Source organism: Streptomyces sp. P1-3 (assembly GCF_050613155.1).
Taxonomy (GTDB): Bacteria; Actinomycetota; Actinomycetes; order Streptomycetales; family Streptomycetaceae; genus Streptomyces.
Genome location: NZ_CP192512.1, coordinates 5,440,489 through 5,455,319, shown reverse-complemented (window position 1 = coordinate 5,455,319; position 14,831 = coordinate 5,440,489). Strand labels below are relative to the sequence as shown.

Sequence of the window (14,831 nt, the reverse complement as noted above, 5' to 3'; positions counted from 1 at the left end):
ACCGGCGGCCCGAGCCCGCGACGTGTCCGTGTCCGTGTCCGTCATGGCCGGACCAGGGGGCGGAGGTCGGCGAAGCGGCGGGGGCCGATGCCGGTGACCTGCCGCAGTTCGTCGACGGAGCGGAAACCGCCGTGCTGGGCGCGGTAGTCCAGGATGTGCTGGACGAGGACCGGGCCGACTCCGGGGAGGGTGTCGAGTTGCTCCGCCGTGGCGGAGTTCAGGCTCACCGGTCCGGCCGGTGCCGACGCCCCGCCACCTGTCCCGGTGGGGGAGCCGGCCGGCGGTCCACCACCCGTCCCGGCAGCCGAGGCGCCCGGGACGCCGCCGCCCGGGGCGGGGCCCGGTGGCGCGCCGACGACGAGTTGCTCTCCGTCCACCAGCACCCGGGCGCGGTTCAGGCCGCTGACGTCGGTGCCCGGCCGCACTCCCCCGGCTGCTTTGAGCGCGTCGCCGACCCGTGCCCCCAGCGGCAGCCGACGTACCCCCGGATCCCGGACCTTGCCCGTCACGTCGACGACGACGGTGCGGCCGCCGCCCGCCGACGGCGCGGGAGGCACGCCGGCCGCCGTCGGAGCGGCCCCGGCCGCAGCGCTCCCGTCGGCCGACGGCTGGGCCGACGCCGCCCGGAGCGGCTCGGGGGCCGGAGCCCGTACGGTCTGCGGCCGCCCGGCCCAGAAGTGATAGACGGCGAAGCCCGCAGCCACGAGCAGCACGATCGCGACCGCCGCGACCGCGCGTGGCTCGACACCGCATCTGGTCTGCCACCACAGTGGCAACCGCTCTTGGACGGCGAGCCGCAGCCGTTCCCGTCGCGACACGGCGCCCCGACCGGAGCCGCCGTCAGAGCGATCACCACCCTCGACGCCGCCGTCGTCACGCGTCCCGCTGCCATGCCTTCCCTCAAGCTCGCGGTCGCGCCCCGTACCAGATGAGACGTCAGGCACAGCATCGTCCGACACGGCATCAGCCGGGGCACCGGCACCCGCACCCGCACCAGACGCCGAACCGGCCTCGCCCAATAACTCCGCCGCGCGCCCATGCGCCGACCGTGCGCCAGCCGAGGCCGAGGCCAAGGCCGTAGGCGGCGCCGAGCTGGTGACGTTCCGTGATCGCACTCCCATATGCCGACGGTAGACAGACCGCCGCCGCCCTGCCGGTCCCCCCTCAATCCCTGGGGACTACCGGTGACTTGTGGACAACTTGGCCACCCACACGAGGGACTGCACGCAATCTCACATCATCGGCGCCTCACATGATACGGTCTCAAATAATCTGCGATTCCGATGATTTGCCAAATAGATCGATCATGCAGAACCGGGGGAGACCATGCCCGAGCAATCCGAGCAAACCGACAGGGAAGCCAGGAACACGGGCCGCGGCTGGACACTCGCCGCCGTCTGCGTCGCGACGTTCATGCTGATGCTCGACCTGACCGTGGTGAACGTCGCGCTGCCCGACATGCGCACGGACTTCGACGCCTCGTTCTCCGAACTCCAGTGGGTCCTGGACGCCTACGCCCTGGGCCTGGCGGTGTTCCTGCTGACCGCGGGTTCGCTGGCGGACCGGCTCGGCCGCAAGAGGGTCTTCAACGCGGGATTCGTGATCTTCGTGCTCGCCTCCCTCGCCTGCGGCATCGCTCCGGACGCGCTCTTCCTGTCCGTCGCCCGCGGCGTTCAGGGCATCGGCGGGGCCGTGCTGTTCGCCATCGGACCCGCGCTGATCGGGCACGAGTACCGGGGCAAGGACCGCGGGTGGGCCTTCGGCGTCTTCGGAGGCGTGGTCGGACTCGCCATCGCGTTCGGTCCACTCATCGGCGGCGCCCTCACCGAGGGCCTCACCTGGCGCTGGATCTTCCTGGTCAACGTTCCGATCGGACTGGCGGCACTGCTGATGGGCGCGCTCCGGATGCGCGAGTCGCGCGACCCGCTGGCCCAGCGCGTCGACTGGTGGGGACTGTCCACGTTCTCCGGCGCGCTCGGCCTGCTGGTACTGGGCTTCCTGCGCGGCGAGGCCGAAGGCTGGGGCAGCACCCCGATCGTGGCCATGTTCACCTTCTCCGCAGTGCTCTTCGCCGTCTTCTGGCTGATCGAGCGGCGGCTCGGCGAACGGGCGATGCTCCAGCTCGCGCTGTTCCGCAACGTGACGTTCAACGGCATCTCGATCGTCACCCTGCTGTGCGCGGCGGCGACGATGTCGGCGATCTTCCTGCAGATCTCCTACGTCCAGAACGTGCTCGGCTTCTCGGCCTGGGAGACCGGCGTGCGCTTCCTGCCGCTGACCCTGACCCTCTTCGTCGCGGCGGCCGTCGCGGGCAGTCTGACGACCCGTATGCCCCAGCGGGTGCTCGTGGGGCTGTCCCTGGCCTCCATCGCCGTCGGCCTGGCGCTGGTCACCATGGTGGACGCCGACAGCGCGTGGACGGCCCTGCTGCCGAGCATGTTCGGAATCGGCCTGGGCATGGGGCTGTTCAACCCGCCCCGCGCCTCCCTCTCCATCGCCGTCGTGGAGCCGTCGAAGGCGGGTATGGCCTCCGGCATCGGGGAGACGTTCCAGCAGGTCGGCGTCGCGGTGGGCATCGCCGCCTTCGGCGCCCTGTTCCAGGCGCGCGTCACCCACCTGTTCGTGGACTCCGCGGCCGGACAGGCGCTGGGGGGCCGGGCCGAGGAGTTCGGCGAGGCGGTCGCGGCGGGGGGCGGCACGGAGGCGGCCGCCGGCATCCGGCAGCCGGAGCTGGCCGCGCAGTTGGATCAGGCGGCACGCACCGCCTTCACAGACGGGCTCAACGACGTCATGCTCGTGTGCGCCGCGCTGGCCGCACTCGGCGCGCTCATCGCCTTCGCGTTCATCCGTACGCAGGACCTGCACGAGAGCGCCCTCGCCGCACATGACGACACTTCCGGCGCGGACAGCCACCAGGAGAGCGCCATCGCACCGGACGCGGCACCAGTGCACTGACCTCCGGTCACGGACAGGCCCAGCGCGCCACCCCGCGCTGGGCCTCAAGTCGTACACCCAGCGATAATGAGCGCCCCCACCCCCTACCGCCCCGGATCGGCCCGCCATGTCACGTAGCTCAGCATCCGCCCGCCAGGGCGCCGCGACGTTCGACTTCCCGCTGGTCCGCAGAACCGGCTACCTCCTCCACAAAGCGGGGATCCTGCTGCTGCACGAGGCGGACCAGGCGCTGGAGGCGCAGGGGCTGCGCATGCGCTACTACTTCGTACTCGCCGCGCTCGAAGGCGGACACGCCCTGTCCCAGCAGGATCTGAGCAGACTGCTGAACCTGGATCCGACGACCATGGTCGCGCTGGTGGACGAGATGGAGGACAACGGCCACGTCGAGCGACGGCGCAACCCCGCCGACCGCCGGCGCTACATCCTCCATCTGACCAACGAGGGACGGCGGGTGGTCGCCACCGCCGCCGAGGCGGTGGACCGAGTGGAGCGCGCGTTCCTCGCCTCCGTGCCGGAGGAGGACCAGGAGCGGCTGCGGGAGATCCTCGGCGGGGTGCTCGCGGATCACTGGCCCCGCGTCGTCGCGTGCGAAGAATGATCGACACAAAAGATCGAACACGTTTCAGCACCCAGGAATTCACCGAATTCACCCCACGGAATCCGAGAATCCGGATTCCGTGACCCCCTGGCACATCGAATGAAACATTCCGCGATTTCCGTTACCCGCCCGTAGAAAAATGAAACACATCACACCCGTGTGGATCTTTCCTTTGTGCTAGCCTGCTCGCAGCACGCATTACCGTCCTGTCCATACGTGCGGATTACCGCAGCGCAGGAAGGACCACGGGGGAATGTCTGAAGATCTCTTACTGTTCGATTCACTCGACGCCTGTCTCGGCCCACAGGAATCGCGTTTCTTCGGTGCCGGTTACAAGCGCGTCGGCCAGTATCTGCGGCACATCGTGGCCGACGGCTCCACCGCACCGGGTGCGGAGGTCAACGCATGGGCCTCGCTCAGCTATCCACGGGACTGGTCCCGTAAATCGTCCGCGCGGGAGCTGCGCCCGCATGTCAGCAGCATCGACGTTCTGGTGCTCGCCGCATCACTGGCCGAGGTGCACCTGAACACCGGGCACCGGCTCACTCCCGAGCAGCAGCGCCGCACCTGGCTGCGGTCGGTCGACATCCGGGCGAGCAACCGCCCGCACGAGGACCTGACCGACTTCCCGGTCCGCGCCCGCCTGGTGGCGACCGAGTCCGAGGGAGCGGGCGCCGGCCTGCTGCGGAGCACGTACGACTGCCGTGTCGGAGGGCTCAAGGCAAGGTGCGCCTTCGTCCATGAACCCGGCGCGCGCACCGCCGACGGCGATCCGGCCTGCCATGTCTTCAACTCCGTCGCGGACGCGCTCGGCCCGGCACAGGTCCGCGTCTACGGCGAGGGCTACAAGGCCCACCGGCAGACCGCCCGCGACGTCGCGGTCGACCTGGCCGGACAGCGGGTGCACGCCCGGCAGCAGCTCGCGCTCCATCCCGACGATCGGATGGAACCGGCTGGACAGGGTCGGCCGGGCGCCCGGCGCGGCGCCGAGGCGGCCTACGCGCCGTCAGTGTCCATGGTCGACGCGCTGGTCAGCATCGCCCAGCTCGCCCAGGCGCTGCTGTACGCGCAGGACGACCTGGCCCGCGGCCGCAGCGACACGCTGTGGATGCGGCGCATGGTCATCGAGGCGGACACCCCGACGCGCCCCGCCGACGCGCCGTTCGACGCCGCCGCGTACACCACCAAGAACCGGCTGATCAGCCTCGACGGCGAGCTGTGGCGGGCCACCGATCTCAGAGTCGACGACTTCTGCGGCATTCACGGCTGGTGCTCGATAGCGCACCGACTGCCCGCCCACAGCGCGGCCTGAACAAGATCCCGTCGACACCTGAGAAAGATCCCGTCGACAGCGATACGCCGACGACAACACGGCGACGGCGGCACGGCGGCCGACAGCACGGCGCCGGCCTTACGTCTTCCCCAACCCCCCACGCATTTTCACTCGCGTACGCGAGTATGCGTCCGCAGGGATTTCCGCACACAGCTCGGTTCGCGATATGCGCGGGCCGCGGTTCGCTTACTTCCTGCGGAAATCACATGCACGGCGACATGAGTCGGTATGCCTGCCGCATGTCGTCGCACTCGAAAAGAAACTCGGGGGAAACAGCGAAATGACATCGACACCGGCGATGCGCTTCGGTGAAGTGCTCGTCGTATTCGAAGGCCCGGCACGGATCATCTGGCACGACGCGGGCGGCGGCACCTGGATCCCGCAGGGCCTCTGGCCGCAGGAAGTGCACCGGGCCGAGCTCCGCAAGCACCTGGACGGCCGCGGTCCCGTACTCGTCGTCCTCGACGGCGCCGGGGACACCGTTCCTCTGCTGCGTGAGGAGTGGGAACGGGCTCCGCAGGCGCTGCGTACCGCCCTGCGGGGCTTGCGGGAGGTTCCGGAGCCCCAGGAGGCCCCGGAGCTACTGGAGTTCACACTTCCGTTCCTGGACTGGTTGCCCGAGCTCCATCGCGGGCGCGGTACGGCCTTCCTCACCCGGACCAGGGAGGTGCTCTCCCGGGTCCCGCTGGCCCTGCTCCCTCCCCTCCTCCTCGACGAGGAGGAGCAGCCGCCGGAGGGCCCCCGGATCCGGTTCGCGCGGCGGCTGCTGCCCGGCGCGCTGCCGCCCGCTCGCATGGCCGCCGCCGTGCGCCACATCTTCGACTCCTGCCATGCAGGGGCAGGCCATGCCGCGATGTGCCCGGCGGCCCTGGGCGCATCGGCGGTGTCGACGGCCTCGGCGGCTGCCGCGACCGTGGTGCCCGCGGTGTCGGCAGCCCCGCGCATCACGCGGACGGGGGCCGAGCGGTGACCCCGGACCCGCCCCGCCCCGGAGACCGGCCCGGAGACCGGTCCGGGGTACGGACCAGGGCACGGGCCGGGGCGGCGGGTCCGGCCGTCGCCCTGCCGACCCAGGTCGAGCTGCTCACCGAGATCGCCGCCGCCGTCACCATCGGCCTGTCCCACAACCGGCCCCTGCCCCCGCACCCGGCCGACGACGCGCAGGGCACCGACGACGCGAGGAGTGCCACGGCGCTCACGTCTGAGCACGGGAGGGCCGCATGACCCCCCGGACCGTGCTCGTGACCGGCGGCAATCGCGGTATCGGGCTCGCCGTGGCGCGCGCTCTGCGGTCCGACGGCCATCGGGTCGCCGTGACCTATCGCGGCGTCGAACCGCCCGACGACCGGCTGTTCCCCGTACGTGCCGAGATGACCGACGCGGCCAGCATCGACGCGGCCTACGCGCGGATCGAGGCGGAACTCGGCGCGGTGGAGGTCCTGGTGGCGAACGCCGGCATCACCCGCGACGCGCTCCTGCTGCGCATGGGCGAGAAGGACTTCGTGGACGTCGTGGACACCAACCTCAACGGCGCGTTCCGTACGGTCCGACGTGCGGCGCCACGCATGATCCGCGCCCGCTGGGGCCGCATCGTCCTGATCTCCTCGATGGTCTCCGCCTACGGCGCGGCGGGCCAGGCCAACTACGCGGCGTCCAAGGCCGGGTTGCTCGGCTTCGCCCGTTCCCTCGCCTGGGAGCTGGGTTCCCGGGGCATCACCGTCAACGTCGTCGCGCCCGGCCTCATCGAGACGGACATGAGCCGGAAGATCACCGACCGCCGCCGCGCGGAGCTGTTGCGCATCACGCCGCTGGGCCGCTCCGGGAGCGTCGAGGACGTCGCCGAGGCGGTGCGCTATCTGGCCGGGGACTCCGGCCGCTACGTCACCGGCGCGATGCTGCCGGTGAGCGGCGGCCTGGGGCTGGGCGGATGAGCCTGCCGCCGCGTCCAGAGCCCGCGCCTCCCGAGCCCACGCCCCCGGAGCCCTCAATTCCGGCCCCGTCGGCGCTGCCCGGGCCCGCCCACCACCACACAGACGCACACTCACACCAGAAGGACACGGGGATGAAGAACAGCACGCACGAACCGCCGCTCCTCCGGGCGGCCGCACCGCCCGCCGCCCCCACTCCGCCGCCGAGCGAGCGCGTGATCCGCCTCGCCATCTCCGGCACCTACTCCAGCGGCAAGAGCACCACCACCGAGGCGGTGTCGGTCGCGACCGGCATCCGGCGCACCCACGCCATGACCGCGCGGGAGATCCTGCTCGACCTGGTGCCCGGCAAGCAGTTGGAGGAGCTGTCCGCGAACGAGCTGCTGATGCTGGGCCTCCGGCGGCTGGAGGAACGCATCCACCACGAGGCGCTGCCCGGCTCGTTCGTCTCCGACGGCTCGGTGATCCACGAGTGGATCTACGGCGAGGCCCGGATGCGGGCGGGCATCAACCCGGGCGCGAACATCCTCCTCCGGGCAGTCAAGAAGGCCGCGGGCCTGCCCGCCAAGCCCTTCTACCGGCAGTACATGCACGCCTACGGGGAGATCGCCAAGGCGCGCGCCAAGCGGATCTACGACGGGTACGTCCACCTCCCGGTGGAGTTCACGATGCGGGCCGACGGACACCGGCCGGTGTCCGAGCCGTTCCGGAAGCTGTCGGACGACCTGCTGATCGAGACGCTGGAGGAGATGGAGATCCCGTATCACGTGGTCGGCGGCACGGTACGGGAGCGGGTGGCACGCATCGTCGAACTCTTCGACCTGCCGCTGGTGATGCCGCTGGACGACGCGATCACCATCGCCCAGGAACGCGTCCGCAAGGCCACCGAGGTACTGGAGAACGACGCGCGCTTCCACAGCGCGCAGCGTGCCAAGTCCTGGCGGCGCCGCATCGCCTACGCCATGCGCTACTGATCCCGGGCCCTCGCCTGATCCCGGGCCCTCGCCGCCGGACGGGTTGGAAAGCCCGTCCGGCGACCGAGGACTACTTCGGTGCCACCACCGCGCCCAGCAGCCCCGGTCCGGTGTGTGCCCCGATCACCGCGCCGACCTCGCTGACGTACAGTTCGGCAAGGCCCGGCACCCGCTCCCGCAGCCGCTCCGCAAGGGCCGTCGCGCGCTCCTCCGCCGCCAGATGGTGCACCGCGATGTCCACGGCGCCGACGCCGGCCCGCTCCACGACGATCTCCTCCAGCCGTGCGATGGCCTTCGACGCGGTGCGGACCTTCTCCCGCAACTCGATCCGCCCGCCGTCCAGTTGCAGCAGTGGCTTGACCGCCAGGGCCGATCCGAACAGGGCCTGCGCGGCCCCGATCCGGCCGCCGCGCCGCAGATAGTCGAGGGTGTCGACGTAGAAGTACGCGGAGGTGCCCTCGGCGCGCTTCTCGGCCGCGGCGACCGTCTCGTCCAGATCCCCGCCGCTGTCCGCCGCCTCGGCCGCCGCCAGTGCGCAGAAGCCGAGCGCCATGGCGACCATGCCGCTGTCCACCACGCGCACCGGCACCGGAGCGTCCTTGGCGGCCAGCACCGCCGCGTCGTAGGTCCCGGAGAACTCGGCGGACAGATGCAGGGACACGATCCCCTCCGCCCCCGCCGCGGCCGCGGCGCGATAGGCGGCGGCGAACATCTCCGGGGCCGGGCGGGACGTCGTGACCGACTTGCGCTTCTGCAGCGCCTGCGCGACGGAGCGGGCCGAGATCTCGGTGCCCTCTTCCAGCGCCTGGCTGCCGAGGACCACGGTGAGCGGAACGGAGACGATGCGATGCCGCTCCATCGCCTGCGGGGGAAGATAGGCCGTGGAATCGGTCACGATGGCGACATGGCGGGACATGACTGGAGGTTATCGGGGGACGTCCGGGGCCGACAGCGCGGGCCCTCCGCCCGGAGGGCGGGCGTCCGCTTCGCTGCCCACCGTACCGCTCAGACGCATGTCCCGGCCATGGCCCTCACGCTCAGCCGCGTGCCCGTTCCGGAGGGCATGCCGCTCAGCCGCGGCCTTCGGGACGGGTGGCCTTGCGCCAGGGTTCCCGCCATGCCGCGCCCGACTGCCAGGGCTGCTCCGGCGTCGCATCAATCGCGGGCGGCTCCCCCGCCCCGGCGCCCGCCCCGGCCTGCGCCCCCGCTCGCGGACCGTCCTGCGCACCCGCACCCGCACCCGACCCCGCTCCCGCCTGCGCCCCGTGTCCCGGGACCGGTTCCGCCGGTTCCCGCGCGGGGCCGTCGGAGGCCGGCGCCCAGTGCCGCAGCGCCCCCGCCTCCATCTCGATCTGCCGCCCCAGATCCGCCAGGTCGTCCTCGGCGAACCGCCGCCCCCGCTCCTGCACCGCCCAGCGCAGCGAGTCGGCCGCGTGCCTGATCCGCTCCGTGCGCTCGCGCAGCTCCGGCAGCACGGCCGCGAGCCGCCCCTTGTCCGGCTCCCGCTCCGCCCGCTTCAGCTCCTCGTCCAGCTCCCGCTCGTGCAGGCTGAGCCGCTCGAAGAGCGCGAGCGACTCCTTGAGCGAGGCGTCCTCCGCCGCACCCGCGTCCAGCGCCTCCCGCGTGGCCCGCATCGACGTGCGCAAGGCCAGCCGCAACTGCGCCAGCTCCCCCGCCGGCCCCGGCTGGCCGTAGCTCTTGGCCCGCAGAGTGGTCTCCTCGACCGTGCGCCGCGCCTGCGTGATCGTACGGTCGACACCGCGCTTGGCCGCGCGGACGGCCTTGACGCCCACGTACACCCCCAGTGCCATCAGCGCCACGAAGAAGAGCACCAGGATCAGGATCGCGGTTCCCATGGAGGTCCCCTCGCAGTCGGCGTACGTGTCCCCACGGTAAACGGCGACGGGCGGGTCGCGAGTTCCGCAGAACCCGCGCCCCGCCCGGAAACCAGCCCCTGAGGGAGCGGCCTACCCCGTCACGCCGTCACGCCGGGACGCCGTCACGCCGGGACGATGTTGACCAGCTTCGGCGCCCGCACGATCACCTTGCGGATGCCCGCGCCGCCCAGTGCCGCCACCACCGCCGGGTCGGCCAGTGCCAGCTTCTCCAGCTCCTCGTCCGTGATCGACGGGGCGACCTCCAGCCGCGCCTTGACCTTGCCCTTGATCTGGACGACGCAGGTCACGGTCTCGTCCACCACGTACGCCGGATCGGCGACCGGGAACTCCTGGTGCACCACCGAGCCCTGGTGCCCCAGCCGCCGCCACAGCTCCTCCGCGATGTGCGGGGCCAGCGGCGCGACCAGCAGCACCATCTGCTCGGCGACCGAACGCGGCACCTCACGCACCTTGGTGACGTGGTTGTTCAGCTCGGTGACCTTGGCGATGGCGGTGTTGAAGCGCAGCCCCGCCATGTCCTGCCGGACGCCGTCGATCGCCTTGTGCAGGGCGCGCAGCGTAGCCTCGTCCGGCTCGGTGTCGACGACGGTGACCTCGCCGGTGTTCTCGTCCACGACGTTGCGCCACAGCCGCTGCAGCAGCCGGTACTGGCCGACGACCGCGCGGGTGTCCCACGGCCGCGACACGTCCAGCGGACCCATCGCCATCTCGTACAGGCGCAGCGTGTCGGCCCCGTACTCGGCGCAGATCTCGTCCGGGGTGACCGAGTTCTTCAGGGACTTGCCCATCTTGCCCAGCAGACGGGTGACCTTCTCGCCCTCGTAGAAGTAGCCGCCGTCGCGCTCCTCGACCTCGGCGGCCGGGACCGGAATGCCGCGGCTGTCCCGGTAGACGTACGCCTGGATCATGCCCTGGTTGTACAGCTTGTGGAACGGCTCGGCCGAGGAGACGTGCCCCAGGTCGAACAGCACCTTGGACCAGAAGCGGGCGTACAGCAGGTGCAGCACAGCGTGCTCGGCACCGCCCACGTACAGGTCGACGCCGCCGTGCGGCTGCCCCTCGCGCGGGCCCATCCAGTAGCGCTCGGTCTCCGGGGCGACCAGCCGCTCGCTGTTGTGCGGGTCCAGGTAGCGCAGTTCGTACCAGCAGGAGCCGGCCCAGTTGGGCATGGTGTTGGTCTCGCGGCGGTAGCGCTTCACGCCGTCGCCCAGGTCCAGCTCGACGTTGACCCAGTCCTCGTTCCGGGACAGCGGGGTCTCCGGGGAGGTGTCGGCGTCGTCCGGGTCGAAGGTGCGCGGAGAGTAGTCCTCGACCTCGGGCAGCTCCAGCGGCAGCATCGACTCCGGCAGCGCGTGGGCGACGCCGTCCTCGTCGTACACGATCGGGAAGGGCTCGCCCCAGTAGCGCTGGCGGCTGAACAGCCAGTCGCGCAGCCGGAAGTTGACCGTGCCCTCGCCGATGCCCTCCGCCGCCAGCCAGGCGGTGATCTTCGCCTTGGCGTCGGGGACCAGCAGGCCGTCCAGCGAGATCGTGTCGTCGGAGGAGTTGATGATCTTCGCCTCGTACGAGTCGAAGGCGTCCTCCCACGTCGACGGGTCGGTGCCACGCTCGTCGGCGGGTTCCACGACGCAGCGCATCGGCAGCTCGAAGGCGCGCGCGAAGGCGAAGTCACGGCTGTCGTGCGCCGGGACGGCCATGATCGCGCCGGTGCCGTAGCCCATCAGGACGTAGTCGGCGATGAAGACCGGCACCGGCGCGCCGCTGACCGGGTTGACGGCGAAGGCGCCGGTGAAGACGCCGGTCTTCTCCTTGGCGTCGGCCTGCCGCTCGACGTCGGACTTGGCGGCCGCGAACTTGCGGTACTCGGCGATGGCGTCGGCCGGGGTGGCGTGCCCGCCGGTCCACACCTCGTGGGTGCCCTCGGGCCACGCCTCGGGGGCGATGGTGTCGACCAGCTCGTGCTCGGGGGCCAGCACCATGTAGGTGGCGCCGAACAGGGTGTCCTGGCGGGTGGTGAAGATCGTGATCTTCTTGTCGCCCTCGCCGTGGGCGCCGTGGACGGGGAAGTCGACGCGCGCGCCCTCGCTGCGGCCGATCCAGTTGCGCTGCTGCAGCTTGATGGCCTCCGGCCAGTCCAGCGCGTCCAGGTCCGCCAGCAGACGCTCCGCGTACGCGGTGATGCGCATGTTCCACTGCCGCAGATTGGCCTTGAAGACCGGGTAGTTGCCGCGCTCGGAGCGGCCTTCGGCGGTGACCTCCTCGTTGGCCAGGACGGTGCCCAGGCCGGGGCACCAGTTGACCGGCGCGTCGGAGGCGTACGCCAGGCGGTAGCCGCCCAGCACGTCGGAGCGCTCGGCGGCGGTCAGCTCGCCCCACGGGCGGCTGTCGGGGGTGGCCCGCGCACCGGAGGCGAACTGCTCGATCAGCTCGTCGATCGGCCGGGCCTTGTCCGCCGTCTCGTCGTACCAGCTGTTGAAGATCTGCAGGAAGATCCACTGGGTCCACTTGTAGTAGTCCGGCTCGATCGTGGCGAACGAGCGGCGCTTGTCGTGGCCCAGGCCCAGCCGGCGCAGCTGGGCCTTCATGTTCACGATGTTGGCCTCGGTGGAGACCCGCGGATGCGTGCCGGTCTGGACGGCGTACTGCTCGGCGGGCAGGCCGAAGGCGTCGAAGCCCAGGGTGTGCAGGACGTTGTGGCCGGTCATGCGGTGGAAGCGGGCGTAGACATCGGTGGCGATGTAGCCCAGCGGGTGGCCGACGTGCAGTCCCGCGCCCGAGGGGTACGGGAACATGTCCATGATGAACTTCTTGGGCCGTGCGACGACGTCGGGGTCGCCCGCCAGGTCGCCGCTCGGGTTGGGTGCCTCGTACGTGCCGTCCGCGTCCCACGCGTCCTGCCAGCGGGCCTCGATGTCGGCGGCCAGCGCGGCCGTGTAGCGGTGCGGCGCGGCCACCTCGGCAGCAGTGTTGGTCTCGCTCATCGTCCTCTAAGCTCCATCGATCGTCTCTGTCAGCGGTGGAAACGAAAAATCCCCTCGCACAGGAGGGGACGCCGCGCCGATGCCGACCTGGTGTGTCACCGGTCGGTACTGATCAGCGCGGCCCGCTAAGCAGAAGGCGTACGGCACGCATGGGGTCAGGTTACCGCAGCGGGTGAAGCGGCGGCGTGCATCTGGGGGCGCCTGTGGACAACGAGAAGCGGGCCGTCCGTATCGGACGACCCGCTGTCTGCTGGGAGTGGAGCTAAGGAGAATTGAACTCCTGACCTCTTGCATGCCATGCAAGCGCTCTACCAACTGAGCTATAGCCCCAGGTTGTGCACCGCTCGTTTCCCCGGTTTTTCCGGTTCCCCGCGGCGGCATCGCCTACATTACACGGAGAGCCCCGCCTTCTGCCAAATCGGTTCCGCGCCGGCCGCCCGACGGCGGTCATGCCGTCGCGAAGGAGTAGAACCGTTTGAGTGTGCAGTGCTCGTCGAGCAGGCGGCCGTAGATCGGCTCGCCCTCCAGTTCGCGGTAGGTCTCGATCGGGTCGCCCTTTATGATCAGCGCCCGCGCGCACTCCGCGCACCAGTACTGGTACTCGGGGTTGACCGGCTCCATGTCCCGGACGATCGGCGTGCCGCTGCCGCACCAGTCGCACTTGCGGCTGTGTGCCCCCATTACCGCGCTCCTGAGGTGGTCGTGGACTGGCGGAGACGATTCTGCCACGGGAAGCGGCACAGGTCAGCGGGACGAGTCGGGCCTGACGGCGCGCCAGCGGCCGGGTGGCCGGACCGAGTTGGCCGGGCCGGCGGTGCATGCCGGGCCAACGCAACGATCCCGCTCCCCCACGGAAGGGGAACGGGATCGTCCGGGCTGTGGAGCTAAGGAGAATTGAACTCCTGACCTCTTGCATGCCATGCAAGCGCTCTACCAACTGAGCTATAGCCCCGCTGTTCTCAGTCCGGCCGGGGTTTTCCCCGCCGCCCTGCGAACAAGAAGAACCTTAGCCTGTGACCTGCCCGAATGGGAAATCGGCTCAGTCGTCGTCGCCGAGCACCGGCTCCGGGAGGGTCCCGGCGTTGTGCTCCAGCAGCCGCCAGCCGCGCGCGCCCTCGCCCAGCACCGACCAGCAGCAGTTGGACAGGCCGCCGAGCGCCTCCCAGGACCGGGACTCCAGCCCGAGCAGCCGCCCGATCGTGGTGCGGATCGTGCCGCCGTGGCTGACCACCACGAGAGTGCCGCCGTCCGGCAGCTTGTCGGCGTGTCCCAGCACCACCGGCGCCGCCCGTTCGGCGACCTCGGTCTCCAGCTCGCCGCCGCCGCGCCGCACCGGCTCACCACGCTTCCACGCGGCGTACTGCTCGCCGAACCGCTCGATGATCTCCTCGTGCGTGAGGCCCTGCCACTGACCGGCGTAGGTCTCCCGCAGGCCCGCGTCATGCGCGACCTCCAGCCCGGTGACCGCGGACAGCTCGGCGGCGGTCGTCGCGGCCCGCTTCAGGTCGGAGGCGATGATCGCGTCCGGCTTGAGCGCGGCCAGCAACCGGGCGGCGCGGCGCGCCTGCGCCAAGCCGGTCTCGGTCAGGACGATGTCGGTCGAACCCTGGAAGCGGCGCTCCACGTTCCAGGCCGTCTGGCCGTGCCGCCACATGACTATGCGGCGGCCACGGCCCGTCTTGGAGCCGTTCAGCTGAGTTCACCGTCCCCGGACGCGGACTGTGCGGCCGCGTACTCGGCGGCCTTGCCGCGGGTGGCGACGGCGTCGGCGGGCAGCTCCAGCTGCGGGCAGTCCTTCCACAGCCGCTCCAGCGCGTAGAAGACGCGCTCCTCGCTGTGCTGGACGTGCACGACGATGTCCACGTAGTCCAGCAGCACCCAGCGGGCCTCGCGGTCGCCTTCGCGGCGCACCGGCTTGGCGCCCAGTTCCTTGGTCAGCCGCTCCTCGATCTCGTCGACGATCGACTTCACCTGGCGGTCGTTGGGCGCCGAGGCCAGCAGGAAGGCGTCGGTGATCGACAGCACGTCGCTGACGTCGTACGCGATGATGTCGTGCGCGAGCTTGTCCGCGGCCGCCTGGGCGGCGGCGTTGATGAGCTCGATGGAGCGGTCCGTGGCGGTCACAGGCGGAACTTTCCGGTCGGGGTCAGGATCATCTGCGTCA

General features: G+C 70.9%; 14 protein-coding genes and 2 tRNA genes. 7 read left to right on the top strand and 9 right to left on the bottom strand.

What is annotated here, in order from left to right:
- Positions 1–41 precede the first annotated feature (41 nt).
- Positions 42–818, bottom strand: coding sequence for a helix-hairpin-helix domain-containing protein (locus ACQUSR_RS23085; protein WP_431044506.1), 777 nt, complete (start codon positions 816–818; stop codon positions 42–44).
- A gap of 508 nt (positions 819–1,326) precedes the next feature.
- On the opposite strand from ACQUSR_RS23085, the gene ACQUSR_RS23080 reads away from it, so the two are divergent.
- The 7 genes from ACQUSR_RS23080 to ACQUSR_RS23050 all read left to right on the top strand — a co-directional run bounded on the left by ACQUSR_RS23080 (position 1,327) and on the right by ACQUSR_RS23050 (position 7,788).
- Positions 1,327–2,955: an MFS transporter gene (locus tag ACQUSR_RS23080; RefSeq protein WP_431044505.1), complete on the top strand. Its 1,629-nt coding sequence runs from the start codon at positions 1,327–1,329 to the stop codon at positions 2,953–2,955.
- Between the two features lie 106 nt (positions 2,956–3,061).
- Entirely contained in the window at positions 3,062–3,553 is a 492-nt protein-coding gene (locus tag ACQUSR_RS23075) for a MarR family winged helix-turn-helix transcriptional regulator (RefSeq protein WP_431044504.1), read from the top strand.
- Between the two features lie 253 nt (positions 3,554–3,806).
- The gene (locus tag ACQUSR_RS23070) at positions 3,807–4,865 is read left to right on the top strand and encodes an AvrD family protein (protein ID WP_431044503.1); all 1,059 of its coding nucleotides are present in this window, start codon (positions 3,807–3,809) and stop codon (positions 4,863–4,865) included.
- A 301-nt stretch (positions 4,866–5,166) separates the two neighbouring features.
- On the top strand, positions 5,167–5,856 hold the full coding sequence (locus ACQUSR_RS23065; RefSeq protein ID WP_431044502.1) for a hypothetical protein: 690 nt from the start codon (positions 5,167–5,169) through the stop codon (positions 5,854–5,856).
- Complete coding sequence (locus tag ACQUSR_RS23060; RefSeq protein WP_431044501.1) at positions 5,853–6,110, top strand: hypothetical protein; 258 nt, start codon at positions 5,853–5,855, stop codon at positions 6,108–6,110. The genes ACQUSR_RS23065 and ACQUSR_RS23060 overlap by 4 nt, the downstream gene beginning before the upstream one ends.
- The gene (fabG, locus tag ACQUSR_RS23055) at positions 6,107–6,817 is read left to right on the top strand and encodes a 3-oxoacyl-ACP reductase FabG (RefSeq protein ID WP_431044500.1); all 711 of its coding nucleotides are present in this window, start codon (positions 6,107–6,109) and stop codon (positions 6,815–6,817) included. The genes ACQUSR_RS23060 and fabG overlap by 4 nt, the downstream gene beginning before the upstream one ends.
- Positions 6,818–6,948: 131 nt before the next feature.
- Positions 6,949–7,788: an AAA family ATPase gene (locus tag ACQUSR_RS23050; protein WP_431044499.1), complete on the top strand. Its 840-nt coding sequence runs from the start codon at positions 6,949–6,951 to the stop codon at positions 7,786–7,788.
- Positions 7,789–7,858: 70 nt separating this feature from the next.
- Here the strand turns inward: ACQUSR_RS23050 and ACQUSR_RS23045 are convergent, their stop codons facing one another.
- From ACQUSR_RS23045 to rsfS, 8 genes are all read right to left on the bottom strand, one after another.
- Positions 7,859–8,704, bottom strand: coding sequence for a DegV family protein (locus ACQUSR_RS23045; protein WP_431044498.1), 846 nt, complete (start codon positions 8,702–8,704; stop codon positions 7,859–7,861).
- A 154-nt stretch (positions 8,705–8,858) separates the two neighbouring features.
- Positions 8,859–9,644, bottom strand: a complete 786-nt coding sequence (locus ACQUSR_RS23040) for a hypothetical protein (RefSeq protein WP_431044497.1) — start codon at positions 9,642–9,644, stop codon at positions 8,859–8,861.
- 143 nt (positions 9,645–9,787) lie between these two features.
- Positions 9,788–12,667 (bottom strand): leucine--tRNA ligase, encoded by a 2,880-nt coding sequence (gene leuS / locus ACQUSR_RS23035; protein ID WP_431044496.1) that lies wholly within the window; start codon positions 12,665–12,667, stop codon positions 9,788–9,790.
- Positions 12,668–12,924: 257 nt separating this feature from the next.
- A tRNA-Ala gene (locus ACQUSR_RS23030) sits at positions 12,925–12,997 on the bottom strand.
- A gap of 117 nt (positions 12,998–13,114) precedes the next feature.
- Positions 13,115–13,348 carry a hypothetical protein gene (locus tag ACQUSR_RS23025; protein WP_304461684.1) on the bottom strand — a complete coding sequence of 78 codons (234 nt, stop codon included), beginning with the start codon at positions 13,346–13,348 and terminating at the stop codon, positions 13,115–13,117.
- Positions 13,349–13,546: 198 nt separating this feature from the next.
- Positions 13,547–13,619, bottom strand: a tRNA-Ala gene (locus ACQUSR_RS23020).
- An 87-nt stretch (positions 13,620–13,706) separates the two neighbouring features.
- Complete coding sequence (locus ACQUSR_RS23015; RefSeq protein ID WP_431044495.1) at positions 13,707–14,321, bottom strand: histidine phosphatase family protein; 615 nt, start codon at positions 14,319–14,321, stop codon at positions 13,707–13,709.
- A 35-nt stretch (positions 14,322–14,356) separates the two neighbouring features.
- Positions 14,357–14,791 (bottom strand): ribosome silencing factor, encoded by a 435-nt coding sequence (gene rsfS / locus ACQUSR_RS23010; protein ID WP_431044494.1) that lies wholly within the window; start codon positions 14,789–14,791, stop codon positions 14,357–14,359.
- Between the last annotated feature and the right edge of the window lie 40 nt (positions 14,792–14,831).